Source organism: Herbaspirillum sp. WKF16, from assembly GCF_028993615.1.
Lineage (GTDB): Bacteria > Pseudomonadota > Gammaproteobacteria > Burkholderiales > Burkholderiaceae_D > Herbaspirillum.
The window spans coordinates 812,550-838,462 of the sequence record NZ_CP118632.1; the positions used below are offsets into that span (position 1 = coordinate 812,550).

The 25,913-nt window shown below is 66.0% G+C and carries 22 protein-coding genes; 9 read left to right on the plus strand and 13 right to left on the minus strand.

The genetic code is table 11. The features are described from left to right. Positions 1–2: 2 nt before the first annotated feature. The 6 genes from lnt to miaB all read right to left on the minus strand — a co-directional run bounded on the left by lnt (position 3) and on the right by miaB (position 7,696). Positions 3–1,529 (minus strand): apolipoprotein N-acyltransferase, encoded by a 1,527-nt coding sequence (lnt, locus tag Herbaro_RS03665; protein ID WP_275013949.1) that lies wholly within the window; start codon positions 1,527–1,529, stop codon positions 3–5. Between the two features lie 93 nt (positions 1,530–1,622). After that, entirely contained in the window at positions 1,623–2,501 is an 879-nt protein-coding gene (locus Herbaro_RS03670) for a CorC family transporter (protein WP_275012492.1), read from the minus strand. Between the two features lie 334 nt (positions 2,502–2,835). Then, the gene (locus Herbaro_RS03675; RefSeq protein WP_275012493.1) at positions 2,836–4,485 is read right to left on the minus strand and encodes a methyl-accepting chemotaxis protein; all 1,650 of its coding nucleotides are present in this window, start codon (positions 4,483–4,485) and stop codon (positions 2,836–2,838) included. 273 nt (positions 4,486–4,758) lie between these two features. Beyond that, positions 4,759–5,214: an rRNA maturation RNase YbeY gene (ybeY, locus tag Herbaro_RS03680; protein ID WP_275012494.1), complete on the minus strand. Its 456-nt coding sequence runs from the start codon at positions 5,212–5,214 to the stop codon at positions 4,759–4,761. Then, positions 5,201–6,340: a PhoH family protein gene (locus Herbaro_RS03685; protein WP_275012495.1), complete on the minus strand. Its 1,140-nt coding sequence runs from the start codon at positions 6,338–6,340 to the stop codon at positions 5,201–5,203. The genes ybeY and Herbaro_RS03685 overlap by 14 nt, the downstream gene beginning before the upstream one ends. Before the next feature lie 15 nt (positions 6,341–6,355). Next, positions 6,356–7,696 (minus strand): tRNA (N6-isopentenyl adenosine(37)-C2)-methylthiotransferase MiaB, encoded by a 1,341-nt coding sequence (miaB, locus tag Herbaro_RS03690; protein ID WP_275012496.1) that lies wholly within the window; start codon positions 7,694–7,696, stop codon positions 6,356–6,358. A 340-nt stretch (positions 7,697–8,036) separates the two neighbouring features. On the opposite strand from miaB, the gene Herbaro_RS03695 reads away from it, so the two are divergent. After that, the gene (locus tag Herbaro_RS03695; protein WP_275012497.1) at positions 8,037–8,642 is read left to right on the plus strand and encodes a cysteine hydrolase family protein; all 606 of its coding nucleotides are present in this window, start codon (positions 8,037–8,039) and stop codon (positions 8,640–8,642) included. A 111-nt stretch (positions 8,643–8,753) separates the two neighbouring features. On the opposite strand, the gene Herbaro_RS03700 is transcribed toward Herbaro_RS03695, so the two are convergent. Further along, complete coding sequence (locus tag Herbaro_RS03700; RefSeq protein ID WP_275012498.1) at positions 8,754–9,320, minus strand: FxDxF family PEP-CTERM protein; 567 nt, start codon at positions 9,318–9,320, stop codon at positions 8,754–8,756. 714 nt (positions 9,321–10,034) lie between these two features. On the opposite strand from Herbaro_RS03700, the gene Herbaro_RS03705 reads away from it, so the two are divergent. Next, complete coding sequence (locus Herbaro_RS03705) at positions 10,035–10,652, plus strand: nucleoside/nucleotide kinase family protein (protein ID WP_275012499.1); 618 nt, start codon at positions 10,035–10,037, stop codon at positions 10,650–10,652. Positions 10,653–10,690: 38 nt separating this feature from the next. Here Herbaro_RS03705 and Herbaro_RS03710 read toward each other — a convergent pair whose 3' ends face one another. Then, positions 10,691–10,888: a hypothetical protein gene (locus Herbaro_RS03710; RefSeq protein ID WP_275012500.1), complete on the minus strand. Its 198-nt coding sequence runs from the start codon at positions 10,886–10,888 to the stop codon at positions 10,691–10,693. Between the two features lie 23 nt (positions 10,889–10,911). Here Herbaro_RS03710 and Herbaro_RS03715 point away from each other — a divergent pair, with 23 nt between their 5' ends. The 4 genes from Herbaro_RS03715 (at position 10,912) to Herbaro_RS03730 (ending at position 15,754) form a co-directional block, all read left to right on the plus strand. Continuing rightward, on the plus strand, positions 10,912–11,859 hold the full coding sequence (locus Herbaro_RS03715) for an ABC transporter substrate-binding protein (protein WP_275012501.1): 948 nt from the start codon (positions 10,912–10,914) through the stop codon (positions 11,857–11,859). Positions 11,860–11,941: 82 nt separating this feature from the next. Then, the gene (locus Herbaro_RS03720) at positions 11,942–13,525 is read left to right on the plus strand and encodes a sugar ABC transporter ATP-binding protein (protein WP_275012502.1); all 1,584 of its coding nucleotides are present in this window, start codon (positions 11,942–11,944) and stop codon (positions 13,523–13,525) included. Continuing rightward, positions 13,518–14,537, plus strand: coding sequence for an ABC transporter permease subunit (locus Herbaro_RS03725; protein WP_446719303.1), 1,020 nt, complete (start codon positions 13,518–13,520; stop codon positions 14,535–14,537). The genes Herbaro_RS03720 and Herbaro_RS03725 overlap by 8 nt, the downstream gene beginning before the upstream one ends. Before the next feature lie 20 nt (positions 14,538–14,557). Next, a complete protein-coding gene (locus tag Herbaro_RS03730) occupies positions 14,558–15,754 on the plus strand; it encodes an AGE family epimerase/isomerase (protein ID WP_275012503.1) in 1,197 nt (398 codons plus the stop codon). Positions 15,755–15,828: 74 nt separating this feature from the next. On the opposite strand, the gene Herbaro_RS03735 is transcribed toward Herbaro_RS03730, so the two are convergent. Then, entirely contained in the window at positions 15,829–16,620 is a 792-nt protein-coding gene (locus Herbaro_RS03735; protein ID WP_275012504.1) for an alpha/beta fold hydrolase, read from the minus strand. Between the two features lie 152 nt (positions 16,621–16,772). Between Herbaro_RS03735 and Herbaro_RS03740 the strand changes: the two genes are divergently transcribed. Then, positions 16,773–18,227, plus strand: coding sequence for an HD domain-containing phosphohydrolase (locus Herbaro_RS03740; RefSeq protein WP_275012505.1), 1,455 nt, complete (start codon positions 16,773–16,775; stop codon positions 18,225–18,227). Here Herbaro_RS03740 and Herbaro_RS03745 read toward each other — a convergent pair. Beyond that, on the minus strand, positions 18,224–20,077 hold the full coding sequence (locus Herbaro_RS03745) for a peptide transporter (RefSeq protein WP_275012506.1): 1,854 nt from the start codon (positions 20,075–20,077) through the stop codon (positions 18,224–18,226). The two genes, Herbaro_RS03740 and Herbaro_RS03745, sit on opposite strands and share 4 nt — an antisense overlap. Positions 20,078–20,575: 498 nt before the next feature. Here Herbaro_RS03745 and Herbaro_RS03750 point away from each other — a divergent pair, with 498 nt between their 5' ends. Together Herbaro_RS03750 and Herbaro_RS03755 are read left to right on the plus strand one after the other, a co-directional pair. Then, positions 20,576–21,382: a transporter substrate-binding domain-containing protein gene (locus Herbaro_RS03750; RefSeq protein ID WP_275012507.1), complete on the plus strand. Its 807-nt coding sequence runs from the start codon at positions 20,576–20,578 to the stop codon at positions 21,380–21,382. Next, the gene (locus tag Herbaro_RS03755; protein WP_275012508.1) at positions 21,327–22,358 is read left to right on the plus strand and encodes an NAD(P)-dependent oxidoreductase; all 1,032 of its coding nucleotides are present in this window, start codon (positions 21,327–21,329) and stop codon (positions 22,356–22,358) included. The genes Herbaro_RS03750 and Herbaro_RS03755 overlap by 56 nt, the downstream gene beginning before the upstream one ends. Before the next feature lie 56 nt (positions 22,359–22,414). On the opposite strand, the gene Herbaro_RS03760 is transcribed toward Herbaro_RS03755, so the two are convergent. From Herbaro_RS03760 to Herbaro_RS03770, 3 genes are all read right to left on the minus strand, one after another. Next, positions 22,415–23,614, minus strand: a complete 1,200-nt coding sequence (locus Herbaro_RS03760; RefSeq protein ID WP_275012509.1) for an ABC transporter substrate-binding protein — start codon at positions 23,612–23,614, stop codon at positions 22,415–22,417. A gap of 98 nt (positions 23,615–23,712) precedes the next feature. Beyond that, positions 23,713–24,651, minus strand: a complete 939-nt coding sequence (locus Herbaro_RS03765) for a 3,5-dioxohexanoate:acetyl-CoA acetone transferase (protein ID WP_275012510.1) — start codon at positions 24,649–24,651, stop codon at positions 23,713–23,715. A gap of 76 nt (positions 24,652–24,727) precedes the next feature. Further along, complete coding sequence (locus Herbaro_RS03770) at positions 24,728–25,792, minus strand: ketopantoate reductase family protein (RefSeq protein ID WP_275012511.1); 1,065 nt, start codon at positions 25,790–25,792, stop codon at positions 24,728–24,730. Positions 25,793–25,913 lie beyond the last annotated feature (121 nt).

Below are 25,913 nucleotides of genomic sequence, written 5' to 3' on the forward strand. Positions count from 1 at the left end.
GTTCAGTGCCTGATGCGCGCGGCCTTGTTGCGGCCCCAGGCCAGCAGCAGCATCAGCACGGCCAGGCCGACCACCAGCTTGTTGCCCAGCAGAATATAGGGCGTCTGGCCGGCATAGCCCTGCACCCTGGCGGCCAGGATGCCGCGGGTATAGGGCGCCAGTTCGTCCAGGCCGCCGCCGGGCACGATCACCGCGGTGGCGCCGGTGTTGGTGGCGCGCAGCATCGGGCGTCCGGTTTCCAGGGTGCGCATCTGCGAGATCTGCAAGTGCTGGGGCAGGGCGATCGAGTTGCCGAACCAGGCGATGTTGGACAGGTTCAGCAGCACGCTGGCCTGCGGCTGGCCGGCGCGGTAGGCGCCGCGCAACTGGCTGGCGATCTCCTCGCCGAACAGATCCTCGTAGCAGATGTTGGGCAACACCCATTGGTCCTTCACGCCGAAGGGCTGCTGCACCGGCGCGCCGCGCGTCATGTCGCCCAAGGGGATGTTCATCATGTCGACGAACCAGCGGAAGCCCGGCGGGATGAATTCGCCGAAGGGCACCAGGTGGTGCTTGTCATAGCGATAAGGCAGGGCCGCCGAGGCGGCTTCGGGGCTGAAGCCCAGCACCGAGTTGGCATACAGCTGCGGGCCGTCCGACAGCGGGATGCCCAGCGCCAGGTGGCTGCCGCTGTTCTGCGCGAAGCGCGCCAGGCGCGCCAGATAATCCGGGGGCAGCTGTTGCGGCAACAGCGGGATGGCGGTTTCCGGAGTGGCGATCAGGTCGGCCGGTGCGGCCGTGATCATCTGCTCGTACATGCCGAGCGTGGACACCAGCGCATCGTTGGAGAATTTCATTTCCTGCGGGATGTTGCCCTGCAGGAGTCGCACCGAGATCGGCTCGCCCTGCGGCGCCGTCCAGCGCACCTGGCGCAGCCCCAAGCCCGCCGCGCACAGCGCCAGCGCCACGCCCAGCGGCAGGGCGATGCGCAGCGCGCCCGCCGCCGCGCCCTTGCGGCGCAGCGCCAGCCACAGCAGCGCCAGGGCGCCTGCGACCAGCGCGGCCACCCAGCCCACGCCGTATACGCCGCCCACCGGGGCGAAGCCGGCCAGCGGGCCATGTGTGTGGGCATAGCCCGATACCAGCCAGGGGAAGCCGGTGAACACCCAGCCGCGCGTCCACTCCGTCAGCGCCCACAGCGCCGGCAGCATCAGCAGGCCCAGCGTCGGCGAGGACGACGACCAGCGAGCGCGCAGCCAGCCGGCCAGCGCCAGCGCGGCCCCGGCGTACAGGCCGAGGTACAGCGCCAGCAGTCCAACCGCGAGCGCCGCCATCCACGAGGGCATGCCGCCGTAGTCGTGCATGCTGATGTAGAGCCAGTGCACGCCGGCCGCGGCCCAGCCGAAGCCATACAGCCAACCGCGCAGGAAATGCGCGCGCGCGCCGGCCTGAGGCGCGGCGAGCACGCCATGGAACAGCCAGGCCAGCGTCAGGATCTGCAGCGGCCAGGCGTTGAACGGCGCGAAGGCCAGCACGTTGGCCGCGCCCATCGCCGCCGCCAGCAGCAGCGGCAGCGCGCCCGCGCGGCCGCGTGGGCCGGGGGCGTCTTGTCGGAAGGTGAAGTTCACGGGAAAGCGGGGGAGTTATTCTTCGTCGGGCGGCGCCGGCGGCAACTTGGAGACCAGCAGCACATGCACCTGGCGCGCGTCGGCGCGCAGCACTTCGAAATGCAGGCCGTCGATGTCGAACTCGTCGCCCTTGCGCGGCACGCGCCCCACATGGTTGGCCACCAGGCCGCCGATGGTGTCGGCGTCCTCGTCTTCGAGGCGCACGCCGACCTCATCGTTGAACTGGCGGATCTCGGTCAGCGCCTTGATGCGCCAGCGCGCGCCGGCGGGGCCGTCTTTCAGGGCCAGCACATTGTCTTCGGCTTCGTCGAAATCGTATTCGTCCTCGATGTCGCCGACGATCTGTTCCAGCACGTCTTCGATGGTGATCAGGCCGGCCACGCCGCCGTATTCGTCGACCACGATGGCCATGTGGTTGCGGTTGGCGCGGAAGTCGCGCAGCAGCACATTGAGGCGCTTGGATTCGGGGATGAAGATGGCCGGGCGCAGCATGTCGCGCACATCGAAGGATTCCTCGGCGTAGTAGCGCAGCAGGTCCTTGGCCAGCAGGATGCCGACCACCTTGTCGCGTTCGCCATCGACGGCGGGAAAGCGCGAGTGCGAGGTCGACAGCACGTCGGGCATCCAGGTGTCGATGGGCTTGCTGATGTCGATGGTGTCCATCTGCGAGCGCGGCACCATGATGTCGCGCGCGGCCAGGTCGGAGACCTGGAACACGCCTTCGATCATCGACAGGGCGTCGGCGTCGATCAGGTTGCGCTCATGCGCGTCGTGCAGGACTTCGAGCAGTTCTGCCCGGTTTTCGGGTTCGGGGGAAATCAGTGCGGTGAGTCGTTCGAACAGCGAACGATGGGGTTTAGCGTCAGACCTGACGCTACTAGGGTGATCTTGCATGGCGTTAGGCGCGAGCCCGACGTAGTTTCGAGAGCCATAGGATACAACAATTATGTGACAAATCCACTAAACCGCCGGGCCAGCCGCCGCAGCGCCAGCGCTTGCGCGCAGATGGCGGCAGTTGCATGCGGGAAATGCCACGTTGCCGGCCCGTTCGCGGCAGCGCCGGGCAAAAAAAAGCCGGCATCCGTGGATGCCGGCGAAGTTACCTCAGGGAAGTCAAACAAAAAACAACTGCTACAGCTCACTACTACCTCACTACTATCTCACTACCACTTGCTACGGCACTGCTTCACTGCTGCTGCCACTACCGTACTGCCACTTCAGGTTCGGATCAGGCCGCGTAGCCCAGGGCGCCCATGCCCAGGCCGCCCAGGGCGGGGACTTCGAGCTTGCGGCTGCGCGGGGCCGACAGGGCCGGCAGGACCTGCGCTTCTTCCATCTTGAACACGCTCACCACATCGGTCAGGGTGCTGGTCTGCTGCTGCATCGAGGCGGCGGCCGCGGCGGCTTCTTCCACCAGGGCTGCGTTCTGCTGGGTGGCTTCGTCGATCATCACGATGGCGCGGTTGATCTGTTCGATGCCCATGGTCTGTTCGCGGCTGGCGGCGCTGATGTCGTGCATGATGTGGGTCACGCTCTTGATGCTGTCGACCACATCGTGCATGGTGATGCCGGCTTCGTTGACCTGTTGCGCGCCCATCTCGACCTTGGCGACGGAGTCGTCGATCAGGCCCTTGATTTCCTTGGCGGCGGTGGCCGAACGTTGGGCCAGGCTGCGCACCTCGGCGGCGACCACGGCGAAGCCGCGGCCTTCTTCACCGGCGCGGGCTGCCTCGACGGCGGCGTTCAGGGCCAGGATGTTGGTTTGGAAGGCGATGCCGTCGATGACGCTGATGATGTCGACGATCTTGCGGGACGATTCGCTGATCGAGTTCATGGTGTCCACCACGCGGCCCACCGCGGCGCCGCCCTTGGCCGCCACTTGCGAGGCGTTTTCCGCCAGGCGGTTGGCTTCGGCGGCGTTCTCCGAGTTCTGCTTCACGGTGGCGGTCAGTTCTTCCATCGCCGAGGCGGTTTCCTGCAGCGAGCCGGCTTGCTGTTCGGTGCGGTTGGAGAGGTCCATGTTGCCGCGCTTGATTTCATCCGACGCCACCGAGATGGTGTCGGTGCCGTAGCGCACTTCGCCGACGATCGAGACCAGGCTGTCGTTCATGCCCTTGAGGGCGCTCATCAGCTGGCCGAGCTCATCGGTGCTCTTGACTTCGATACGGCTGGTCAGGTCGCCGGCGCTCACGTTCTGGGCCACGTTCACGGCTTCCTGCAGGGGACGGGAGATCGAACGGGTCAGCAGCCAGGCGATCAGGGTGCCCAGCATCAGGGCCAGCACGCTGGTGGCGAACATGGTCCACTTGGCGATCGAGTAGGCTTCTTCGGCGGCATCGACGTTGGCCTTGGAGTTGGCGTGCAGCACTTTGTTAAATGCAGAGATGTGGCCGATCACCTGGTTCAGGATGGGCATGCAATCCTTGACCAGGGCGGTGCGGGCGGCCTCGGTCTGCTGCGAGGTGGCCAGCTTGCCGATGTTCATGGCGATCGGCAGGTACTTCGCTTCCAGGGCGCGCAGCTGGTCCAGCATCTGGCGTTCCTGCGGGGAGGTTTCGGGGTGCTTCATCAGCGCGGCCAGTTCTTCCATGCCGGTGTCGATGTCTTTCTGGGCGGCGCCCACCAGTTCGATGTCGCCTTTCTGTTCGGCGGCGCTGGAGACCAGCACCAGGTTGCGCGCCGCGATGGCGCGCAGGCCGACGGCGAACTGCACTTTGGACAGCGCCATCAGCTTGCCTTCGTCGACGGATGTCAGGAATTCGATACGATCGTTGAGTTGCGAAACCTGGCGCAGGCCGAAACCGGCGATGGCGACCAGCAGGATAAGCAGTGCTGCGAAACCTAAGCCAAGGCGTTGGCCGATCTTGAAGTTTTTCATGACATCCTCCCGAGTAGTGGTGAGAGGATTGTTGTCCACGGCGATTTTCGCAGCCATCGGGATTTTCCTGAAAATGGGCGGCTAATAACGCAGGAAAACCCTGAGTCGGTTGACAGACCGATATGTTTTTTTCGTTTTCGGTATCGGTGGCGCCAAAAGCGCATCCGTCGTGGATGGCAGCCTGCCAATATTGCCGGCGCGCCATATTATCCGCGGGGCAAAAAAAGGCCGGCCATGCTTGCGCATGCCGGCTTTTCTTCCGCGTCCGCGTTTTCAGCGCCGCACGTAGGGATCGGCGTAACCCAATTCCCCCAGCAGTTCGGTCTCCAGAGATTCCATCTCGACGGCGTCTTCCTCGTCCTCGTGGTCGTAGCCCTGCGCATGCAGCACGCCATGCACCACCAGGTGCGCGGTGTGTTCCTCGACGCTCTTGTTCTGCTCGGCGGCCTCCTTCTCCAGCACGTCGGTGCAGAAGATGATGTCGGCCTGGGTCACCTCGGCGTCCTCGTCTTCCGTGTAGGCGAAGGTCAGCACGTTGGTGGCGTAGTCCTTGCCGCGGTAGTCGCGGTTCAGTTCGCGGCCTTCCTCGCTGCCCACGAAGCGCAGCGTCAGTTCGGCCGGCGCGAACAGCGCGGCCTGCACCCAGCGGCGCAGCATGGGGCGGGTGATGGTTTCCTTGAGGCGGTCGTCGGCGTATTGCACCGACAGCGTGAGTTTAGGTTTTGGCATTGCGGGGCCTGGCTGATTTGGTCAAGGGGTTGGGGGCGGGGCGCGCGCTGGCGCGGGCGGTCTCGGGCGCCGGCGCCTTGGCGTTGCCGACGGCCTCGTAGGCGTCGACGATACGGCCCACCAGCGGATGGCGCACCACGTCGGCGCTGGTGAAGCGCGAGAAGGCGATGCCGCGCACGTTGTTGAGCACCGACAGCGCATCCACCAGGCCACTCCTCTGGCCGTGGTGCAGGTCGACCTGGGTGACGTCGCCGGTGATGACCGCCTTGCTGCCGAAGCCGATGCGGGTCAGGAACATCTTCATCTGTTCCGGCGTGGTGTTCTGCGCCTCGTCGAGGATGATGAAGGCGTGGTTCAGCGTGCGGCCGCGCATGTAGGCCAGCGGCGCGATCTCGATGGCCTGCTTCTCGAACAGCTTCTGTGTGCGGTCGAAGCCGAGCAGGTCGTACAGCGCGTCATACAGCGGGCGCAGATAGGGATCCACCTTCTGCGCCAGGTCGCCGGGCAGGAAGCCCAGCCGCTCGCCGGCTTCCACCGCCGGGCGCGTGAGCACGATGCGCTGCACGGCGTCGCGCTCCAGCGCGTCCACCGCGCAGGCCACCGCCAGGTAGGTCTTGCCGGTGCCGGCCGGGCCGACGCCGAAGGTGATGTCGTGATCGAGGACGGCGTTGAGGTATTGGCTCTGGTGCGGGGTGCGGCCGCGCAAGTCGTGCTTGCGGGTCTTGAGCACCGGGCTGTCGGGCAGGGTGTGGTCGTCGGCATCGGGCGCGCGCTCGGCTTCCGGCGCCTCGGCCTTGCGTGCGCGACGCACCGCGGCGCTGGCCGGCGGCAGGCCGGCATCTTCATCGGCGGCGGCGTTGGCGCGTTGCTCCACCAGTGCCAGCTGGATGTCGTCCACCGCGACCGGGCGGCCGGCCTGCTCGTAGAAGCGCTCCAGCACCTCCACCGCGCGCGGCGCATTGGTGCCGGTGACGATGAACTTGTCGCCGCGGCGGAAGATGGTCACGTCCAGCGCCGCCGAGATCTGGCGCAGGTTCTCGTCGAGCGCGCCGCACAGGTTGGCCAGGCGCTTGTTGTCCAGCGGCTGGGGAATGAAATGCTGCGGCTGGTTGGGGATTTTTTTCAAGGAGGGCGTCCGGAATTATGAGGTGATGGCGATCTCGCCGCGCAGCGAGAACGGGAAGGCTTGCACGATGACGACGTCGACCAGCTGCCCGACCAGGCGCGCGCCCTCGGGGCCGCCGTCGAAATTGACCACCCGATTGTTCTCGGCGCGGCCTTGCAGCTCCTGCGGGTTGCGCTTGGACGGCCCTTCCACCAGCACGCGCTGCACGCTGCCGAGCATGGACTGGCTGATCTTGGCGGCATTGTCGTTGATCGCCGCCTGCAGGCGCTGCAGGCGATCGAGCTTGACTTCCTGCGGGGTGTCGTCGGCCAGGCCGGCGGCCGGCGTGCCGGGGCGCGGGCTGAAGATGAAGGAGAAGCTGTTGTCGAAGCCGACGTCCTCGACCAGTTTGAGCAGCGCCTGGAAATCTTCCTCGGTCTCGCCGGGGAAGCCGACGATGAAATCGGAGGCGACCTTGAGGTTGGGCCGCACCTTGCGCAGGCGGCGGATCACCGACTTGTATTCGAGCGCGGTATAGCCGCGCTTCATGGCCGCCAGCGTGCGGTCCGAGCCGTGCTGGGCCGGCAGGTACAGGTAATCCATCAGCTGCGGCACGCGGGCATAGGCGTCGATCAGCCGCTGCGAGAATTCCTTGGGATGGCTGGTGACGAAGCGGATGCGGTCGATGCCGGGCAGCTCGGCGACGTATTCGATGAGCAGGGCGAAGTCGGCGATCTCTCCGTCTTCCATCGCGCCGCGATAGGCGTTCACGTTCTGGCCCAGCAGGGTGATTTCCTTGACGCCCTGTTCGGCCAGTCCGGCCACCTCGGTCAGCACGTCCTCGAAGCGGCGCGAGACTTCCTCGCCGCGGGTGTAGGGCACCACGCAGTAACTGCAATACTTGCTGCAGCCTTCCATGATCGAGACGTAGGCGGTCGCGCCATCCACCCGCGCCGGCGGCAGGTGGTCGAACTTCTCGATCTCGGGGAAGCTGATGTCGATCTGCGGCCGTCCGGTATAGCGGCGCTCGGAGATCATCTGCGGCAGGCGGTGCAAGGTCTGCGGGCCGAACACCACGTCCACGAAGGGCGCGCGCTTGACGATGGCTTCCCCTTCCTGCGAGGCCACGCAGCCGCCCACGCCGATCACCAGGTCGGGGTTGCTTTTCTTGAGCGAACGGAAGCGGCCGAGGTCGGAGAACACTTTTTCCTGCGCCTTCTCGCGGATCGAGCAGGTGTTGAGCAGGATCACGTCGGCCTCTTCAGGACGATCGGTCTTGACCAGGCCTTCGGCGATGTTGAGCACGTCGGCCATCTTGTCCGAGTCGTACTCGTTCATCTGGCAGCCGAAGGTTTTGATGAATACTTTTTTCTGCATAAATGTCAGTCTGGCGAGAAGCACAGCGAGCGCGTCCGGAAGTGCGGGCGCCGCAAGGGACTGGGGACTGGGGCCGGGGCCGCGCGACGGCGTGGCGGGACGCCTGCGGAGCCAGCCTGCGCGGTGGGCGAACGGTTCCTCAAAGGCTGGCGATTATAGCACCGGATCCCTTGCCGAGCCGCGCTGCGGGCGGCTTCGGCGGGCTTGCCGCGGTGCGCGCGCAACAGGCGCGGGAGCACCGCCGCCGGGCATGTCAAGGCGGCAACCGTGCGCCGGCCGGCAGCATTGCGCCGGACTGGCTAAGATGACGCCATCGTTCACCCCAAACAGAGGAGTCCCCATGGCAGCACCCCAGACCCTGGTCCAGATCGCCGGCGGTTCGCCGCGCATTCCCTCGTGGCAGGAAGCCGCGCTGGTCATCATCGACCACCAGGCCGAGTACACCACCGGGCGCGTGCCGCTGCACGGCATCGACGCCGCCGTCGGCCAGATCGCCGAGCTGCTGCGCCAGGCGCGCGCGGCCGGCGCGCCGGTGATCCACGTGGTGCACCAGGGCAAGCCCGGCGGCCTGCTGTTCGACCCGCAGGGGCCGGGATTCGCCATCATCGCCGGCCTGGAGCCGCGGGACGGCGAGGCGGTCGTGAGCAAGGGCTTGCCCAATTCGTTTGCCGGCACCACGCTGGACGAGGAGCTCGGCAAGACCGGCCGCAAGTCGCTGGTGATCGCGGGCTTCGCCACCCATATGTGCGTCTCGGCCACCACCCGTTCGGCGCTGGACCACGGTTACGCCTCCACCGTCGTGGCCGCGGCCTGCGCCACGCGCGACCTGCCCGATCCGCTGGGCGGCGAGCCCATCGGCGCCCGGCAGTTGCAGCGCGTCGCGCTGGCCGAGCTGGCCGACCGCTATGCCACGGTAGTGCCCGACGCCGCCGCGCTGGCCGGCTGAACAAAATCGCGCTTGCATGAAAAACGCCCCGATGGATTGCCATCGGGGCGTTTTCTTTTTCACCTGCGCTTGCCGGCCGTAGCGGTCGGCAAGTCATGCCACGTCATGCCATCAGGCCAGCGCCATGCCGCCCTGCGCCAGCCTGACGCCATCCTTGCGGCGACGGCGCACGGCCGCGAAGCCGACCAGCGCGAGGCCGCCCAGCATCATTGCCATGGTCGAGGCTTCCGGCACCGGCGCCACATTGAGGGTGCCGGCGAAGCTGCCCGAGCTGCCCAGCACGTTGCCGCCCACCGTCAGCGTGTAGTTGCCGGCGGCCAGGTTCGATGCATCCAGCGAGTAAGTCTGGAAGCCGCCGGCGGTGGTCTTGACGCCATAGTAGGTGTTGCCGTTGCCGGTCAGCGTGAAGCTGGTCAGCTCCAGCTGCGAGTTGGCGCGCAGCGAGGTCGAGATGACGCCGGAGGTCAGGTCGAACAGGTTGCTGTAGCTGAAGGTATAGCTTTCGAGGAAGCTCTTGCCGGCATCCGAGCTGCCGAACACGTGGCTGATGGCGGTGGTGGTGCCGGTGTTGTCGAAAGTGATGGGAGTGGAGCCGGTGACCGGGGCCGGCGCCGCATAGGCTGTGCCCACCGCAGCCAGGGAGAGGGTGAGGAGGGCGCTTGCGACGAGTTTTTTCATGAGATGAACCCTGTTTCTTATTGCTTCTTGCGTGGATGGGGAGTGCGAGTTGCAGTGCATGAAAATTTCTTGCCGGAACCTCCCGGGTCTTCGCATTTTCTACGACGCCGGTCGTGGGGCCCGGCGCTCCGAAGCGTGCTCAATGCCTGGAAAAACGCAACCGGCCCGGTTCGGGGGGGCTGCGCCTCCATTCATCTGTTCATGGCTAGAAAGCCGCTCCAGTAAAGGACTTTCGAGATTCCGGGCGGAAATTTTTTCTGCCGGAAAACACTGCGTGGCTGCAACCAGCGTGCTTGAAAAACATAAAGCTCCATTGCTGGCAGGAACCGACCGGGCGATTTTTCATGGCGATGCCGTCATGGGCGCTACCGCTATTGCAGCGCAATAAAAAATGCAAAGTTGGAACCTGAACAATAGTCAGAACTTTGCGGGATGAGTTCCCGGATGAGCTTGACGAAAGGGCAAAAATCCGTTTAGCACTGTGAGGATTTGCCTTGTCCGACGGAAAAACTCACGTACAATTTCTTGACGGAACTGGAAGCTTGGATCGCAATCCAATCGAAAATCTTTTCGACAACGTTCGATAAACGGGTATCGCCAAAGCCCGGGAACGTAGCGCAGGACAGGGAGCGGCAGTCACGGCCGCCGTCTCCTGAATGGCGGAGACAAGCCGGCTCGCAGAACAGCCGGCAATAACCATAAGGATGGTCGAACATGATTTCGACGGTCTACCGCGACAGGCTCGATCGCCTGCTCGCAAGCGGCGCGCGTACGATGCTCGGCATCGCCGGCCCGCCCGGAAGCGGCAAGTCCACACTTGCCCAGGCGCTGCTGGAACATGCCGGCGAGCGCGCCGCCATCGTGCCGATGGACGGCTTCCACCTCGCCAACGCCGAACTGGCGCGGCTGGGCCGCGCCGGCCGCAAGGGCGCCGAAGACACCTTCGACAGCGCCGGCTATCTCAACCTGCTGCATCGGCTCAGGCGCCAGGCCCCCGATGAAGTGGTCTATGCGCCGACCTTCCTGCGCGACATCGAGGAAGCCATCGCCGGCGCCATCCCGGTGCCGCCGGCGACCCGGCTCATCATCACCGAAGGCAATTACCTCTTGCTCGAACGCGGCTACTGGGCCGGCGTGCTGCCGCTGCTGGACGAAGCCTGGTATGTGGACGTCGACCCCGCGCTGCGGCGCGAACGCCTGGTGGCGCGCCATGTGCGCCATGGACGCGCGCCGGCGCAGGCCCAGGCCTGGGTGCGCGACAGCGACGAGCGCAACGCCGAGCTGATCGAGGCGACGCGGTCGCGCGCGCATGTGTTGTTCCGTTGGGATTGATCGCCAGGCGCAGGCCATCGTCCCGCAGTCCCGATTGATCATTCGTGTCCGCCAGCAGGCCGGACATGGCGAGCAGTGGCAGCAGCAATAGCAGCAATAGCAGCAATAGCAGCAACAACAGCAACAACAGCAACAACAGCAACAACAGCAACAACAGCAACAACAGCAACAACAGCAACAACAGCAACAGCAGTGTTAGTCAGCGTAGTGCAGGCAGTGAGCTTCAACCAAAACATATAACCCAATCCCGGAGACAAGCATGATCAAGAAATCACTCGTGGCGGCAGGTTCGTTGTTGGTCCTGGCGTCGGCAGCCTCGATGGCGACGGCCGCGGACAAGCCGCTCAAGTCCGTCGGCGTAACCCTAGGCGACCTTGCCAATCCCTTCTTCGTGGCCATTTCCAAGGGCGCCGAAAGCGGCGTGCACAAGATCAACCCGGACGCCAAGGTGACCGTGGTCTCATCCAAGTACGACCTCAACACGCAGGTCGGCCAGATCGAGAACTTCATCGCCAACAAGGTCGACATGATCGTGGTCAACGCCGCCGACTCCAAGGGCATCGGCCCGGCGGTGAAGAAGGCCAAGAAGGCCGGCATCGTGGTGGTGGCGGTGGACGTGGTGGCCGAAGGCGCCGACGTCACCGTCATGTCCGACAACACCATGGCCGGCGCCGAATCGTGCAAGTACATCGCGGCGCAATTGCAGGGCAAGGGCAATGTGGTGATCGTCAACGGCCCGCCGGTGTCGGCGGTGATGGACCGCGCCGCCGGCTGCAAGGCCGAGTTCAAGAAGTCGCCCGGCATCAAGATCCTCTCCGACAACCAGAACGCCGGCGGCAGCCGCGACGGCGGGATGTCGACCATGTCCAACCTGCTGGCCGCCCATCCCAAGATCGATGCGGTGTTCGCCATCAACGACCCCACCGCGATCGGCGCCGAGCTGGCGATCCGCCAGGCCAAGCGCACCGACGTCAAGCTGATCAGCGGCGTGGATGGCGCGCCGGATGCCGAGCGCGCGCTCAAGGACGCGAAGTCGCTGTTCGCCGCCTCGCCGGCGCAGGATCCGTACGGCATGGCCGCCGAGAGCGTGGCCATCGGCTACGCGGTGATGAACGGCCGCCCGCCGGAGAAGCCGGTGAAGCTGCTGCCGGTGCAGCTGATCACGCGCGACAACGTCGGCAGCTACAAGGGCTGGGTGCACAACTGATCGCCGCGCGGCATCGGTTCTTCCCGTCATCAACCTGCGTCCCGCCGCTTGCGGCGGGGCGCATTCCCACGCCATTGATCCGATGACATCTTCTCCCATCCTGCAGATGAACGGCATCTGCAAGTCGTTCGGGGCCACACGCGCCCTGGTCGACATGAAGCTCACGGTGCGCTCCGGAGAGATCCACGCGCTCATGGGCGAGAACGGCGCCGGCAAGAGCACGCTGATGAAGGTGCTCTCCGGCGTGTACGCGCCCGACAGCGGCGAGATCCTGCTGGACGGCAAGCCGGTCTCGCTGCGCGACCCCGGCGCCAGCCGCGCGGCCGGCATCAACCTGATCTACCAGGAACTGGCGGTGGCGCCCAACATCAGCGTGGCCGCCAACGTGTTCATGGGCAGCGAGCTGCGCACCCGCCTGGGCCTGATCGACCACGCCGCGATGCGGCGCCGCACCGACGCCGTGCTGTCGCAGCTGGGCGCGGCCTTCGAGGCTTCGGACCGCGCCGGCCGGCTCTCCATTGCCGAGCAGCAGCAGGTCGAGATCGCGCGCGCGCTGGTGCACAAGAGCCGCATCGTGATCATGGACGAGCCGACCGCGGCGCTCTCCGAGCGCGAGACCGAGCATCTCTTCGCCGTGGTGCGCCGCCTGCGCGACGAAGGGCTGGCGGTGATCTACATCAGCCACCGCATGGCCGAGGTGTACGCGCTGGCCGACCGCGTCACGGTATTGCGCGACGGCGGCTTCGTGGGTGAGCTCACGCCCTCGGAGGTCAACCCCGGCCGCATCGTGCAGATGATGGTGGGGCGCTCGCTGTCCGACTTCTACCAGCATGAGCGCATGGCGCCGGAAGAGGCGGCGCGCCGCCGGCCGGTGCTGGAGGCCCGCAACCTGGCCGGCGGCAAGGTGCGGCCGTGTTCCTTCGAGGTCCGGCTGGGCGAGGTGCTGGGCTTTGCCGGCCTGGTCGGGGCCGGGCGCACCGAGCTGGCGCGGCTGCTGTTCGGCGCCGATCCCAAGGCTTCCGGCGAGATCCGGTTGGAGGGGCGGCCGATCGCCACGCCCGATCCGCGCGCGGCGATGCGCCAGGGCATCGCCTACGTGCCGGAAGACCGCAAGGGTCAGGGCCTGTTCCTGCAGATGTCGGTGGGCGCCAATGCGACCATGAACGTCGCCGGCCGCCATACCCGCGCCGGTCTGCTCAGGAGCGCTCCGCTGCGCGCCACCGCGATCGACGCGATACGCCGGCTCAACGTCAAGGTGGCGCATCCGGAAGTGCAGGTGGGCAAGCTCTCCGGCGGCAACCAGCAGAAGGTCTTGCTGGCGCGCTGGCTGGAGATCGCGCCCAAGGTGCTGATCCTGGACGAACCCACGCGCGGGGTGGACATCCTGGCCAAGAGCGAGATCTACCAGTTCATCCGCAAGATGGCGGCGCAGGGCGTGGCCGTGATCGTGATATCGAGCGAGCTGCCGGAGGTGATCGGCATCTGCGACCGCGTGCTGGTGATGCGCGAGGGCGCCATCAGCGGCGAGCTGGCCGGCGCCGACATCACGCAGGAGAACATCATGCGCCTGGCCACTGACAGCGACCATCGTCCCGACATGCCCGGCAGCGCCGGCATTGTGCCCGCCCCGGGCCCATCCTCTTCTTCCGTTCATCATCATGGCTGAATCCAATACCCTCCCCAACGCCGACCACGCCGCGCCGCGCAAATCCCGCCGTATCTCCGAGCGCATGCTGCAGCGCTTGGGCATGCTGCCGGTGCTGGTGGTGCTGTACCTGATCTTCTATGCGCTGACGATCTACCTCAGCGGCGACGGCACCTCCAACTTCGCCACGCCGGAAAACACCATGAACATCCTGCGCCAGGTGGCCATCAACCTGGTGCTGGCGGCCGGCATGACCTTCGTCATCCTCACGGCCGGCATCGACCTCTCGGTCGGCTCGGTGCTGGCGGTGTCGGCGGTGCTGGGCATGCAGGTGTCGCTCACGGCCGCGCCGGGCTGGTCGATTCCGATGTTCATCGTCTCGGGCCTGGCCATGGGCCTGATCAACGGCGCCATGGTGGCCTTCCTCAACATCAATGCCTTCGTGGTGACGCTGGGCACCATGACGGCCTTCCGCGGCGCGGCCTACCTGCTGGCCGACGGCACCACGGTCCTGAACAACGACATCCCCAGCTTCGAGTGGATAGGCAACGGCGATTTCCTGCACGTGCCGTGGCTGATCTGGGTGGCCGTCGCGGTGGTGCTGGCGTCGTGGGTGATCCTGCGCAAGACGGTGCTGGGCATGCACATCTACGCCATCGGCGGCAACCTGCAGGCGGCGCGCCTGACCGGCGTGCGGGTGGGCCTGGTGCTGCTGTTCGTGTACTCGATCAGCGGGCTGTTCTCCGGGCTGGCGGGGGCGATGTCGTCGAGCCGCCTGTACGGCGCCAACGGCAACTGGGGCAGCGGCTACGAGCTTGACGCCATCGCTGCGGTGGTGCTGGGCGGCACCAGCCTGATGGGCGGCGTGGGCAGCATCTGGGGCACGGTGGTGGGCGCGCTCATCATCGGCGTGATGAACAATGGGCTGACCATCCTCGGCCTCTCGTCGTTCTGGCAGTACGTAGCCAAGGGCGCGGTGATCGTGCTGGCCGTGATCCTCGACAAATGGCGCCAGAAGGAATCGGCGCAATGACCGCAACCGAAAGAGAACCGATGAGCACCCATCTTCCCGACTTCGAAAGCCGCCGCTTCCTAGAGCAGCACGTGGCGCGCACGCTGGCCTTCTACGACCGCCACGCGATCGATCCGCAAGGCGGCTTCTTCCACTACCTGAAGGACGACGGCGCCGTCTACAACCGCACCCACCGACACCTGGTGAGCGCCACGCGGCTGGTGTTTACGCAAGCGATGGCATTCACGCACACCGGCGATGCGCGCTACCGGGAACAGGCGCGGCACGCGCTGGCGCACCTGGAGCGCTTCCGGCACGAGGATGGCCCGCTGGCCGGCCTGTTCGCCTGGACCCTGGAGGAGGGCCGGATCGAAGACGGCACCGTCATGGCCTACGGCCAGGCCTTCGTGCTGCTGGCCTATGCGCACGCGCACCGCATCGGCCTGTGCGACGCCGCTCCGGTGGCGCAAGCCTTCGCCCGCATGGAGGAATTCTTCTACGAGCCGGCGCACCGCGCCTATGCCGACGAGATCACGCCCGCCGGCCAGTTGATCGACTATCGCGGCCAGAACGCCAACATGCACATGTGCGAGGCCTGCCTGGCCGCATACGAGGCCACGCGCGAGGCGCGCTACCTCGCGCGCGCGCAGGAATTGATCGAGACCTTCGCGTTCGGGTTGGCCGCGCAGACCAGCGACCTGGTGTGGGAGCACTACCGGCGCGACTGGTTGGTGGACGCCGACTACAACAAGGGCAACCCCGACAATATCTTCAAGCCCTGGGGCTTCCAGACCGGGCACCAGACCGAGTGGGCCAAGCTGCTGCTGATCGCGCAGGGCCACGCGCCGGATGCGCGCTACATCGAGCGCGCCGCCACCCTGCAGCGACTGGCCTGGCGGCACGGCTGGGACCTGCAGCACGGCGGGCTGATCTACGGTTTCGATCCGGACTTCCAGCCCTACGACAGCCACAAGTATTTCTGGGTGCAGGCCGAGTCCTTCGCCAGCGCCTGGCGACTGTGGCGCGCCACCGGCGAGGACGACTTCCGCCGCCAGTACCACGAGCTCTGGGCCTGGAGCTGGCGCCACCTGGTCGATCACGAGCACGGCGCCTGGTTCCGCATCCTGGCCGCCGACGGCGCCAAGCTGGAAGACACCAAGTCGCCGGCCGGCAAGGTGGACTACCACACCATGGGCGCGTGCTGGGACGTGATGGCGGTGGGCGGCCTGCGCGAGTAGCCGCCGCAAGCGCAAAAAATCCGCCGGCCGCAAGAAGCGGGCGGCGGATGATCCGGTAGCCTGAGGGCGGTTGCTTACTTGGCGGTGGCGGCGACCGCGTCCAGGATCACCTTGGCGACATCGGCCGGACGCGACTGCTGGGGCACGTGGCTGGTCGGCAGTTCGCTGGTCTTGGCGCCGATCTGCTTGGCGAAGGCGCGTTCCAGGTCGGGCTGGATCATGCGGTCGTTCTTGCTGACGATGTACCAGCTCGGGCGGGTCTTCCATGCGGCCACGCTGACCTTTTCACCGAAGGCCTTCAGCGCGATCGGGCCTTGCGTGGCGGCCATCACCGCGGCTTGCTTGGCCGGCACGTCCTGGGCGAAATCGCTGGCCACGGCAGCCGCCGGCAGGCTGGCGAAGCCGGCCTTGTCGACGGACAGCTTGCCGATGCCCGGGGGCGTCGGCAGGTCCTTGCCGAGTTCGCCGGTAGCCTGGCCCGCATCCGGGGCGAAGGCGGCCACATACACCAGGCCGGCGACCTTGTCGTTGACGCCGGCTTCGGTGATCACCGTGCCGCCCCAGGAGTGGCCCACCAGCACCACCTTGCCGGGCTGGTTGTCGATGGCGCGGTTGGCGGCGGCGACGTCGTCGGCCAGCGAGGTCAGCGGATTCTGCACGGCCGTGACCTTGATGCCCTTGGCTTGCAGCAGCGGGATCACCTTGGCCCAGTCGGAGCCGTCGGCGAAGGCGCCGTGGACGATGACCACCGAAGGCTGCTCGGCGGCGGGGGCGGCGGCCATGGCGTTGGCGCCGGCAAAGGCTGCTGCGGCGGCGACGATGCCCAGGCCGGTCTTGAGGCTGAAGAGGGGGGACAATGCTTTCATGACGTTCTCCTTGATGAGGGGTGGTTCGGAATCGGTGAAGCAAGTGTAGGAAAACGGTCCGGGCGGCGGTATCGGTCAATTGACCGACCCCCGGGTTTGCCGCGCCCGCTGCTTGCCTTGCCCGCGCCGGCCATTGCCGCTAGAGTGCCGGGATGCCATCCGACAACACCGTTCCCGCCATGTCCCCGGTTTCCACCGTTCCCGTCCATGCGGCGCTGCGCCTGCTGGCCATGGCCGGCGACCTCAGCATGGGGCAGCCGACCGACCAATCCCTGCGCTCGGCGCGCCTGGCCGAGCGCATCGCGCTGCTGGGCGGCGCCGATGCCGAAGGCGCCCTGCATGCGCGCCTGGTGGCGCTGCTGCGCTGGTCCGGCTGCACCGCCAACGCCGCCGGCTTCGCGGCGCTGCTGGGGGACGACGTCGGCGGGCGCGACGCCATGCTGCGGCATGCCTTGCCGCCCGGCCATCCGCTGACCTTCGTCAACGTCGAGCCGCTGGCGCGCATCCACTGCGAGGTGGCCGGCGACGTGGCCGGCATGCTGGGCTTGCCGCCGCAGGTCGAGGCCGGCCTGCGCCATGTATGGGAGTGCCACGATGGCAGCGGCGCGCCGCAGCGCCTGCGCGGAGCCGAGATCCCGGATGCGGTCTACTACACCAGCCTGGCCGGCGACCTGGAAATCCTGGCGCGCACCCACGACCAGGCCACCGCCGCGCGCATGATGCGCGGCTGGGGCGACGTCAAATACCCGGCCGCCTTCGCCGAGCTGGCCGCCACCCACGCCGCCGCCTTGCTGGCGCTGCTGGAGCAGCCCGAGGATGACGGCGGCGCGGCGCTGCCGGCGCATCCGGTGCCGCTGCACATCGTGGCCGACCTGATCGAATTGAAGCTGCCCTGGCTGACCGGCTATTCGCGCCGGGTGGCCGAGCTGGCCGAACGCGGCGCGGCCCTGGCCGGCTTGTCGCCCGAGCAGCAGCAGCGGCTGGCGCGGGCGGCGCTGATCCACGGCATCGGCCGCGCCTCGGTCGCCAATACGGTGTGGGAGCGCGCCGACAAGCCGAGCAGCGCCGACTGGGAGAAGATCCGGCTGGCGCCCTATTGGACGGCCCGCGCCGGCGCGCTGGAACCCTTGCTGCGCGATGAGGCGGCGCTGGCCTCGCACATGTACGAGCGGCTGGACGGCAGCGGCTATTTCCGCAGCCTGGACAGGGACTCGCTGGGCTTGCCGCAACGCCTGCTGGCCGCGGCCGGCGCCTATGCCGCGCTGTGCGCTCCGCGTCCATGGCGGGCCGCGCTGAGCCGGGAAGACGCCGGCCGCCTGCTGGAAGAGCAGGCCGGCCGCGGCCTGTTCGACGCGCAGGCGGTCGGCTTCGTCCTCGCGGCCGCCGGCGGCGATACCGCCGCGCCGGTGCGCAAGGGGCTGTTGTCGGAACGGGAGGTCGAGGTGCTGCGTCGCGTCAGCCTGGGCGAAAGCAACAAGGAGGCGGCGCGCGTCATGCAGATCAGCCCGTCGACCGTGCGCACCCACATGGAAAGCATCTTCCGCAAGCTCGAATGCTCGACGCGCGCGGCGGCCACATTGAAGGGCCTGACCCTGGGGCTGATCTAGCCGGCCCGCGCAGGCGCGCCGCGCTGCGCCAGCAAGGCCAGCAACCGTTGGCCCATGATCCCGGGCCGTCCCTCGAAGAGCACCTGCAGCTTGTCCGGGCCGGCCAGCTCGCGCTGCAGGCGGGAGCGTTCGGCATGGTCGTTGGCCAGCCTCAGCGCCGCTTCCACATACTCGTCGACGCTGCGCGCCACCAGCCAGTCCGGCAGGCCGAAGCGCCTGAACAGTCCCTCGTCGATGCGCTCGTGCACCTCCGCGCCCGTCTTGCAGACGCCGACCAATCCGGCACCTATCGTATCGACGATGCCGTTGGTGTTGCCGAAGGGGAAGGGGTTCAAGAACATGTCGCAGCCGGCGACGACCTGCAGGTAGGCATCGTAGGGCTGGCGCGGGTGGACCGTCGCCCGCTCGCCGAGGTATTGGCGCACCAGCTTGCTGGCCAGCGCATGGATCAGGCGCGTGCCGTCGCCCAGCAGGAAGTGGAAATGCAGCGTCGCGGCGGAGCGCTCGGCGATGCGGGAGCAGGCCTCCAGGAAGGCCGGATTGAGCTTCATCGTGGTGGCGCACAGGGCAATGTTGACCACCGCGGGAGGCGTCGCGCGGATGGTCGCCACCGCCGCCGCCGTTTTCGTCAGCGCCGCCGAGGGGCGATAGGGCATGCCCTCGGGCGGCAGGCGCAGCAGCTTCTCGCTGAAGCAGCCGGCATCGCCGACGTAGTCGTCCTCCACCACCACGTAGTCGATGGCGCGCGCATGGGCGGTGGCCGGATGGCCGAGTCCCATGACCTGCAGCGGCGCCATGCGCAGGTTGGCCGCGTACATGGTGATGGCGGCCATGCCCACGCTGGGCATGTAGAACACCTGCGCGCAGCGGCGCGCCGACTCGGCGCGGATCTGCGCCAGTTGCTTTTGCATCGGGCCGGGCTGCAGCGCGACGAATTCGTCGAAGACGTCCCTGGAGCCGGCATCCACGTTCTTGTCGTAGCCGATGCCGACCACGTGGAAATGCGCGCGCGCCGCCTGGATGGACAGGGAGTGCGTGCGGTGGATCGAATGGCCCGAGTTGAACCATTCGACCAGCACCAGCAGCACCGGCTTGCCCGGGCCGGCGTGCGCCGGCGTATCGAGGTCATCCAGCCCGGCCTTCCGGATCCGGCGCGCGATGAGCGCGTTGATCGGTTTCTTGATGTCGTGCTTGGCGGCCAGCGTGGCGTAGCTGCAGTTCATGTATACGGCGTGCAGGACGTCGATCGGCAGCTGGTCCAGATCCTCGATCTCCCACAGCTTGCCGGCCAGCCAGGGCAGCAGCTTCTCACGCTGCTCATGGGCGGCGCGCGATCCCATGAAGCGCGGCGACAGCAGCGCCAGGCACAGGCCGGCGGCGAGCGGCTTGTCGCGTTGCCACAGCGCCTCCAGGTTCAGGGGGACGTCCGATTGGGCCGAATACAGCAGGCAGAATTTCAGCAGGTCGCGATTGGCCAGCGCCAGGTTGGCGAGATCTTCCCCGGCATTGCGGTTGAGGGTGCGCATCACATGGTCGGCATTGCCGAAAGCGCTGGCCGCGAAGATCGGCGCGATCCAGCGGTGATTGGCCAGCGCCTGGTGCAGCCATTGCGAGGGAATATGGAATGCGGCATCCGCAAACAGGGCGGAGACGGCAGAGGCGACGCGCGTCCACACGTGCTGTTGCGTATCGCGCTCATCGAGCACGCTCGGCCGCTGCCCCTGGAAGCGCGCGCCGACATCGCCATGCTGCTGGTTGATGTCATGCAGCAGCGAGAGCAGCGCATGCAACGCGGCTTCATGTTCGCGCCGGTAGACGTGCGCCTCGAATTTCTCCAGCGAGAAGGCCATGCATTTCCCTAGTCGTTTTTCTTGCCGCCGGTCGGATCGGCGGTCCCCCATCGCCGGAAATGATAGCCGGTTCCGCGCCCCCATTTCGCAGGAATTTTCTGGCGGCGGGCGCGGGCGCACGTTTCGCCGCTGGTTATCACGTGATGAATTTGTTTCGCTGGACAGTGCCGGGCCCCGCGCGTAGTGTCGTTTTCAACGCGGGCCCGGCGCCTTCCGGAGCCTCGCGACAGAATCAAGAACCATAAAAAGCGGCGGCCGGCGCCATCACCGGTACGCCATTGGCGGAGACGAACTCAGGACAGCATCAAGGCTTGCAGCCCATCGCCGCGCGATGGCGGCATGGTCGCGCCTGTCGTTTTCCCCTCCCTCCTTTTTATGCCTCTCCGGTCCTGGATGGTTCGATTTTCCCATTCGGCGGGATTTGTTTTTTGCAGTCGCAGTTCCAGCAACGCAAGCGAGCAGTAAAACAAGAGAAAAAACCATCTATCAGGAGACCGTATGAAATTCGTCAACTTCAGCTTCAAACATCTATTGGCCGCCTTGATCGGGCTGCTTTGCCTGGTGCAATCGGTCAGCGCGGACACCTTGGACGAGATCCGCCAGCGCAAGAAGATCATCGTCGCCATCGACCTCGGTTCGCCGCCCTTCGGCATGACCGACGACAAGCTCCAGCCTTACGGCTCGGACGTCAGCGCCGCCAGGATGCTGGCCAAGGATCTGGGCGTGGCGCTGGAGATCGTGCAGGTCACCGGACCCAACCGCGTGCCCTTCCTGCTGACCCACAAGGCCGACATCGTGATCGCGTCGTTCAGCATCACGCCCGAGCGCGCCAAGGTGATTGCCTTCAGCGTGCCCTATAGCGCTTCCGAGTCGGTGGTGGCGTCGGAAAGCAAGCTGCAGATCAAGAGCCTGGACGACCTGGTCGGCAAGCGCGTAGGTGTGGTGCGCGGCAACCTGCAGGACACGCTGCTGACCCCCATCGTCCCCAAGGGCACGATCCTGGTGCGCTACGACGACGACTCTACCAACACCGTGGCGCTGCTGTCGGGCCAGGTGGACGCCATCGGCACCGCGCGCGAACTGGTGACCACCACCGCGCGCAAGAACCCGGGTCGCTCCATCGAAACCAAGTTCGCCGTCAAGGTGGTGCCGCACGGCATCGGCGTGCGCAAGGAAGACACCGCGCTGCTGGGCTGGATCAACAACTGGGTGGTGACCAACATGAAGAACGGCAACCTGGCCAAGTCGTATGAGGCCGCCGCCGGCGCGCCGCTGGCCGACCTGTCGCAATACATGCCGAAATAAACGTCGAAGCGGCGCGCGACGCATCCATTCGCTCCGGCGCGGCCAGGCCGCGCCGGGTTTTTATTTTCACAGGATCATTTCAACAATCATGAAGAACATCGGATTCATCGGAGTAGGCATGATGGGCCAGGGCATGGCGCACAACCTCCTCGCCAAGGGTTTCAAGGTCAGCGTGATGGGCCACCGCAACCGCAAGCCGGTCGAGGAGCTGGTCGCCGAAGGCGCGCGCGAGGCGGCCAGCGTACAGGACCTGGTGGACGGCGCCGACGCCGTCATCCTGTGCGTGACCAGCTCGGTGCAGGTGGAGGACCTGGTGTTTCGCGCCGGCGGCATCCTGGAAAGCGCGCGCAGCGGCCAGGTGGTGATCGACTGCTCCACCAGCGAACCGTCGTCCAGCGTGAAGATTGCCGAGCGGCTGGCCGCCAAGGGCATCAAGTTCGTCGATGCGCCGTTGGCGCGCACGCCGGTGGAGGCCATGCAAGGCCGCCTGAACACCATGGTCGGAGCGGACGATGCCACCTTCGCGCAGGTCAGGCCGGTGCTGGAGGCGTTCTGCGAGAACATCTTCCATATCGGCGGCACTACCAGCGCCCAGAAGCTGAAGCTGCTCAACAACTTCCTCGCCATCGGCGCCGCCACCCTGGCGGCGGAGGCGCTGGCCATGTGCGAGGCGGTCGGCGTGGACCAGCGCAAGTTCTTCGAGGTGGTGAGCAAGGGCGGCGCCAACAGCGGGATCTTCCAGATGCTCGCCGGCGGCATCCTGGAAGGGCGTGCGGACGGCATGAAGTTCAGCATCGACAACGCCCGCAAGGATCTCGGCTACTACAACAACATGACGGCCGCAGCGGCCAATTCGGCGATGCTCGGGACGGCCATGGAAGCGGCATTGAGGAAAAGCAGCGCCGAGGGCCTGGGCGGCGAAATGCTGGGAGCCATGGTGGGCGCGCACAAGGCGAGGTCGGCCGCCAGCAAGTGAGGAAAGCGGATAGCCCCGCGGGCGGCCGGGCGGAGGCAATCCGCCCGGCCAATCGACTATGGTCGCTTGGCCGCCGGACACTTGGAATCGGACAGCGATCCATAGGCGTCGTTGCCCGGAGTGGTGGAGACCAGCTTCAGATAGTCCCATTGCCCCTTGGATTCGGCCGGCTTCTTGACCTCGTACAGATAGAAGTCGTGCACCATCTGACCGTCCGGGCGGATTTCACCCTTGGCGTACATGTCGTTCACGCCGACCGAGCGCATCTGCTTGAGGACCCTGGCCGGATCATCGCTCCCGATCGCCTTCACCGCGGCCAGATAGTTGGCCGTGGCGGAGTAGCTGGCCGCTTGCAGGCTATTGGGCATGCGCTTGGTCTTCGCAAAGTAGCGCTTGGCAAAAGCGCGCGATGCGTCGCTCTGATCCCAGTACCAGGGTTCCGAGAGCAGCAGGCCCTGGGCGTTCTTCAATCCGATGCTGTCGATGTTGTTCATGAACAGCAGCAAGCCGGCTATTTTCATGGTCTTGGTCAGCCCGAACTCGCGTGCGCCCTTGATGGCGTTCAGGGTGTCGCTGCCGGACGAAGCCAGGGCCAGCACGTCCGCCTTGGATCCCTGCGCCTGGAGCAGGAATGACGAGAAGTCTTCGGAGTTGAGCGGATGCCGTACGCGACCGAGGACCTTGCCGCCCTGTTCGTTGACGATCTTGCTGGCCTCGGCCTCCAGGGAGTGGCCAAAGGTGTAGTCGCTGGTCAGGAAGTACCACGACTTGCCACCTTGCTTCATGGCCGCGGTGGTCAGCGCCCTGGATACCGCCGTCGTGTTGTAGGCGTACTGCACGGTGTAGGGCGTGCATTCTTCGTTGGTGAACTGGGTGGCGCCGGCAGACACGACCAGGAAAGCGAATTTCTTGCTCTCGACCAGCCGGTTCACCGCCAGCATGGCGGCGGAATTGGCGCCGCCGATGACCATGTCGACGTGCTGCACGTCAGCCCATTCCCGTACCTTCGCGGAGGCGTTGTCGGCCTTGTTCTGGTGATCGGCCGACAGGATCTCGATGGGTTTGCCATTGATGTTGCCGCCGGCGTCGGCCACCGCCATGCGGATGGCCTCCAGGCTGCCGGGCCCGTCGTTGTCCGCGAGCGGCCCCGACATATCGGTCACGAAGCCTATCCTGATCTTGTCGTTCGAGATCTGCGCCTGCGCGGCGCTTGCGCCCAGCAGCAGCAATGACGCCGCGAGGCTTGCATGTTTCATGGCGCGTTGCATCGCCGTGACGAGAGGGCGGGGCTGCAGGCGCCTGGTAACGGGTTGGTTCATCATGTCTCCTTTGATTTTTTATGGGCGGTCGGCTGTCAGAAAGAAACCTTGTCGGCGCCTTTCAGGCCGAGGATTTCCCGGGCTTCATCGGGGCTGGCAATCTCGTGGCCGAGGTCTTCCAGGATCCTTCTGATCTTGGTCACTTGCTCCGCATTCGACGTCGCCAGCTTCCCGCGGGAAATGAAGAGCGAGTCTTCCAGGCCCACCCGGACGTGGCCTCCCATGGTTGCGGCGGTCGTCGCGAAATTGATCTGGGCGGCGCCGGCGCCTAATACGGACCATTGATACTGGTCGCCGAAAAGGCGATCGGCAGTGCGTTTCATGAAGACGAGATTCTCGATATCGGCGCCGATCCCGCCCAGGATGCCGAAGATGAACTGGATGAAGACAGGGCCCTTGAACATGCCGGCGTCCACGCAGAATTTCAGGTTGTACAGGTGGCCCACGTCGTAGCACTCGTGTTCGAACCTGACCTGGTGCTTCTCTCCAAGCTCCTTCGCGCTGAAGGCGATATCGCGAAACGTGTTGCGGAAGATGTAGGAATCGGAATTGCGCAGGTACGCCTCTTCCCAGTCGAATTTCCAGTCCTTGTAGCGGTCTGCGAGAGGATGCATCGAGAAGTTCATGCTGCCCATGTTGAGCGAGGTCATCTCGGGAGAAACGCGTTGGGCCGGCGCGATGCGCTCTTCCATCGTATTGCTCAGGCTGCCGCCGGTAGACAGGTTGATGACCGCATTGGTCGCCGCCTTGATCTGCGGCAGGAAGCGCATGAAGTGTTCGGGATCGATCGACACGGCGCCGTTTTCAGGATGGCGGGCGTGCAGGTGGAGCACCGCGGCCCCGGCTTTTGCGGCATCGATCGCTTGCCTGGCGATGTCCTCCGGCTTGTAAGGGAGGGCGGCGGACATGGTGGGAGTGTGGATCGCGCCGGTGATGGCGCAGGTGATGATGACTTTCTTGTTGTGACGAGACATGGAAACGACTCCAATCGCAATAATGGCGGTGATGAACGGGGCGAAGAAACGGGAAGCGAGAATCAGGAATCAAGAATCAGGCTGCCCAGGCGGCGCCGTCGGGGAGCGCGCCCGCATGGCGTTCCAGCAGGCCGTTGAATTCCCGGAGGTTGTCGAACGAGGTCAGGGCTTGCCGGCGCTGGGCCGCCGACACGATCTCGACGACCTTGTCATTGAAGGGCGTGGAAACGCCGTGCTCCCGCCCCTGGCGGCAGACGACGCCATTGATGTAGTCGATCTCGGTGGCGCGGCCTTTTTCCAGGTCCTGCAGCATGCTGGCCTTGAGCGCCACGTGCTGGGACCAGATCTTTCGGTAGAGGGGCATCTTGCCCGGGATGTCGAGCGCGCTGCCGAGCTTGAAGCGCTCGAAATCCTCTCCCTGCATGGGGACCAGTCGAATCGCCTGGGCATGGGCGACCTTGATGCATTCGTCGGCAATGAAGGCCAGGCATGTCATGGCCCTGGGATCGCGGAGCACTTCGCCGAACGTGCAGCCCAAGGCGGCCGACATGCCGCTGAAGGTCGCATTCATCAACAGCTTGGAAAACCGGATGCCCATCAGATTGCTCAGGATCTTGGTGCTCCCGACGCATTCCAGGTACTCCTTGATGAGCGCGAGCCTGGGGCGTTCGACGCCGTCCATCTCCCCGATCTCGAACGCCGAGTTCTCCAGGGCTTCCTTGCTCGATGTGAGCGACGAAACGCCAGGCCGCAGCCATGTCGCCCCAAATCCGACGGCGCCGCCCACGGTGCGGGACTTGCCAACGATCTTTTCGACGAGCAGCTCGGGGATGCCGTTTTGCAAGGTGCATACGGTGGTGTCCGCGTGCAGGTGCGCTTGCAGCAAGGATAAGGTTTCCTGCGTGCTGGTTTGCTTGGTCAGCAGGAAGACCAGGTCATACGCGCCGGACAGCGCGTCAGGCGTGAACGCGCAGACCGGCGAAGTGAAGTTGACCGACCCCGTGACGGTGGCCCCATGCTCGTTCAACGCCCTGACGTGTTCGGCGTTGCTGTCGATGAGATGAATATCCCGGCCGGCCTTGCTGATGAAGGCGCCGATGATGGTGCCGAGCGATCCGGCGCCGACGATTGCTGCCCGCATTGGCACTCCTCGTGAAAAGAAAAAAAGATCCCTTCGGCGGCAGCGCAGGCTGCAGCCAATTCAAGAAATTCCGGACGTGGGCGCGCGACGTAGGCAACGCCGTCGCCTGCCGGACATCGAG

What these genes read in the sequence shown, in the direction of transcription:
- Herbaro_RS03710 (WP_275012500.1), bottom strand. Translation starts at nt 10,888, where the DNA reads ATGTTTTGGTTGAAGCTCACTGCCTGCACTACGCTGACTAACACTGCT.
- Herbaro_RS03675 (WP_275012493.1), bottom strand. Translation starts at nt 4,485, where the DNA reads ATGAAAAACTTCAAGATCGGCCAACGCCTTGGCTTAGGTTTCGCAGCA.
- Herbaro_RS03700 (WP_275012498.1), bottom strand. Translation starts at nt 9,320, where the DNA reads ATGAAAAAACTCGTCGCAAGCGCCCTCCTCACCCTCTCCCTGGCTGCG.
- Herbaro_RS03695 (WP_275012497.1), top strand. Translation starts at nt 8,037, where the DNA reads ATGGCAGCACCCCAGACCCTGGTCCAGATCGCCGGCGGTTCGCCGCGC.
- Herbaro_RS03705 (WP_275012499.1), top strand. Translation starts at nt 10,035, where the DNA reads ATGATTTCGACGGTCTACCGCGACAGGCTCGATCGCCTGCTCGCAAGC.
- Herbaro_RS03720 (WP_275012502.1), top strand. Translation starts at nt 11,942, where the DNA reads ATGACATCTTCTCCCATCCTGCAGATGAACGGCATCTGCAAGTCGTTC.
- ybeY (WP_275012494.1), bottom strand. Translation starts at nt 5,214, where the DNA reads ATGCCAAAACCTAAACTCACGCTGTCGGTGCAATACGCCGACGACCGC.
- Herbaro_RS03765 (WP_275012510.1), bottom strand. Translation starts at nt 24,651, where the DNA reads ATGTCTCGTCACAACAAGAAAGTCATCATCACCTGCGCCATCACCGGC.
- lnt (WP_275013949.1), bottom strand. Translation starts at nt 1,529, where the DNA reads ATGGGCGCGGCCAACGTGCTGGCCTTCGCGCCGTTCAACGCCTGGCCG.
- Herbaro_RS03740 (WP_275012505.1), top strand. Translation starts at nt 16,773, where the DNA reads ATGCCATCCGACAACACCGTTCCCGCCATGTCCCCGGTTTCCACCGTT.
- Herbaro_RS03730 (WP_275012503.1), top strand. Translation starts at nt 14,558, where the DNA reads ATGAGCACCCATCTTCCCGACTTCGAAAGCCGCCGCTTCCTAGAGCAG.
- Herbaro_RS03715 (WP_275012501.1), top strand. Translation starts at nt 10,912, where the DNA reads ATGATCAAGAAATCACTCGTGGCGGCAGGTTCGTTGTTGGTCCTGGCG.
- Herbaro_RS03670 (WP_275012492.1), bottom strand. Translation starts at nt 2,501, where the DNA reads ATGCAAGATCACCCTAGTAGCGTCAGGTCTGACGCTAAACCCCATCGT.
- Herbaro_RS03725 (WP_446719303.1), top strand. Translation starts at nt 13,518, where the DNA reads ATGGCTGAATCCAATACCCTCCCCAACGCCGACCACGCCGCGCCGCGC.
- Herbaro_RS03735 (WP_275012504.1), bottom strand. Translation starts at nt 16,620, where the DNA reads ATGAAAGCATTGTCCCCCCTCTTCAGCCTCAAGACCGGCCTGGGCATC.
- Herbaro_RS03755 (WP_275012508.1), top strand. Translation starts at nt 21,327, where the DNA reads ATGAGGCCGCCGCCGGCGCGCCGCTGGCCGACCTGTCGCAATACATGC.
- Herbaro_RS03770 (WP_275012511.1), bottom strand. Translation starts at nt 25,792, where the DNA reads ATGCGGGCAGCAATCGTCGGCGCCGGATCGCTCGGCACCATCATCGGC.
- Herbaro_RS03745 (WP_275012506.1), bottom strand. Translation starts at nt 20,077, where the DNA reads ATGGCCTTCTCGCTGGAGAAATTCGAGGCGCACGTCTACCGGCGCGAA.
- Herbaro_RS03760 (WP_275012509.1), bottom strand. Translation starts at nt 23,614, where the DNA reads ATGAAACATGCAAGCCTCGCGGCGTCATTGCTGCTGCTGGGCGCAAGC.
- Herbaro_RS03750 (WP_275012507.1), top strand. Translation starts at nt 20,576, where the DNA reads ATGAAATTCGTCAACTTCAGCTTCAAACATCTATTGGCCGCCTTGATC.
- miaB (WP_275012496.1), bottom strand. Translation starts at nt 7,696, where the DNA reads ATGCAGAAAAAAGTATTCATCAAAACCTTCGGCTGCCAGATGAACGAG.